The organism is Bradyrhizobium sp. (assembly GCF_019242285.1).
Classification (GTDB): Bacteria; Pseudomonadota; Alphaproteobacteria; order Rhizobiales; family Xanthobacteraceae; genus Bradyrhizobium.
Genome location: NZ_JAFAVV010000258.1, coordinates 1 through 2,026, shown reverse-complemented (window position 1 = coordinate 2,026; position 2,026 = coordinate 1). Strand labels below are relative to the sequence as shown.

Sequence of the window (2,026 nt, the reverse complement as noted above, 5' to 3'; positions counted from 1 at the left end):
CTCTATCTCGCGCTCGCGCCCTATGGCGGCAATCTCGAAGGCATCCGCGCAGCTTCGATCGCCTATTTCGGCAAGGAGCCGAAACGGCTGACGCTGGCCGAGGCCGCGCTGCTGGTCGCGCTGCCGCAATCGCCGGAGACCCGCCGGCTCGATCGCTACCCGGAGGCGCGCGCGCCGCGCGCGATCGCGTGCTCGACCGCATGGCCGAGCAGCAGCGGATCTCGTCCGACGATGCCGCGCAGGCCAAGCTCGTGCCGGTCGCGCGCATGCGCAAATCGATCCCGATCCTGGCGCCGCATGCCTCCGATTCTGCGCTCGCGATCGCGAAGGACACGCCGGTGATCCGCCTGGCGCTCGACGCCCGCCTGCAGAAGGTGCTGGAGCCGCTCGCCCATGACCGCGCGGTTGCGCTCGGTCCCAACGTCTCGGTGGCGATCATGGTGGTCGACAATGAGAGCGGCGACGTGCTCGCCCATGTCGGCTCGGCGGATTATTTCGACTTTAGCCGCGCGGGCCAGGTCGACATGACGCGCGCGGTGCGCTCGCCGGGATCGACGCTCAAACCGTTCATCTATGGGCTCGCCTTCGAGGACGGCTTCGTCCATCCAGAGAGCCTGATCGACGACCGTCCGATTCGCTTCGGCTCCTATGCGCCGGAAAACTTCGACCAGACCTTTCAGGGCACCGTGCCGGTGCGCAAGGCGCTGCAATTGTCGCTGAACGTGCCGGCGATCGCGCTGCTCGATCGCGTCGGCGCGAGCCGGCTCGCCGCGCGCCTACGTCAGGCCGGCGCCAGTCTGGTGCTGCCGAAGGACGAAGCGCCGGGCCTTGCCATGGGGCTCGGCGGCGTCGGCGTGACCTTGCAGGACCTGGCACTGCTCTATGCCGGACTGCCGCGGCTCGGCACCACGCGTCCGCTGCGCGAGATCATGGGCGATGGTGACGAGCAGCGCGATCCGCTGCGGCTGATGGATCAGGTCGCGGCCTGGCAGGTCGGCAACGTGCTTATGGGCACGCCGCCGCCGGAGAATGCCGCGGCTGGCCGGATCGCGTTCAAGACCGGGACGAGCTATGGCTACCGCGATGCCTGGTCGGTCGGCTTCGACGGCCACATGACGATCGCGGTCTGGGTCGGTCGCCCCGACGGCGCGCCGGTGCCGGGGCTGATCGGGCGCGTGGCGGCGGCGCCGATCCTGTTCGATGCCTTCGCGCGCACCGGCAAGCTGCCGGCGGCCCTGCCCAAACCGCCGAAGGGCGCGCTGGTGGCGAGCAATGCCAAACTGCCGTTGCCGCTGCGCCGGTTCCGGCCGTTTGGCGAGCTCGTCCGTGCCGGCGGGGAGCAGGCGCCGCACATCCAGTTCCCGCTCAATGGTTCCCGCATCGAGGTCGACCGCGCGGGCAGCGCGGACGGCTCGGCCATGTCGGTCAAGGTCGCCGGCGCGGTGCTGCCGATGACCATGCTCGTGAATGGAACGGCGGTCGGGCAGATCGATGGCCGCAGGCAGCGGCTCATCGATCCACCCGGGCCCGGGTTTGCGCGCCTCACCGTGATCGACGCCACGGGCGCGGCGGACACAGTCGTGGTCAGAATACAGTAACTGCGAGCCACGCGGTTGTCGCCCATGCGGTTTCAGCGTATGCGGAACCCATGGCTGAGACCTATGCAAGACCCCGTTTTGGAGAGCCGCGCGAGCCGAAAAACCTGGTGAATCCGGGTCATCGGCTGGTCCGCGTGATCGAATTCGTCACCTCCAGCCACACGCGCGTCGCGGCCTTCCTGATCCTCTGCGGTCTCGTTCTGTTCCTGCCGGGCTTCTTTCGGATTCCGCCTGTTGATCGCGACGAGGCGCGGTTCGCGCAAGCCACCAAGCAGATGGTAGAGAGCGGCGATTTCGTCGACATCCGCTTCCAGGACGACGTGCGCTACAAGAAGCCGGTCGGCATCTACTGGCTGCAGGCCGCTGCCGTCGAAAGCGCCTCGGCGCTCGGGCTCTCGGGAGCGCCGTTAAGGATCTGGCTCTACCGT

The 2,026-nt window shown here is 68.5% G+C and carries 1 protein-coding gene and 1 pseudogene; both read left to right on the top strand.

Annotated elements, in window-relative coordinates:
- A pseudogene (pbpC, locus tag JOY90_RS09920) lies at positions 1 to 1,598 on the top strand (penicillin-binding protein 1C); the annotation flags it as partial.
- Positions 1,599 to 1,648: 50 nt separating this feature from the next.
- On the top strand, positions 1,649 to 2,026 hold a 378-nt coding region (locus tag JOY90_RS09915), incomplete at its 3' end, for an ArnT family glycosyltransferase (RefSeq protein ID WP_367276906.1).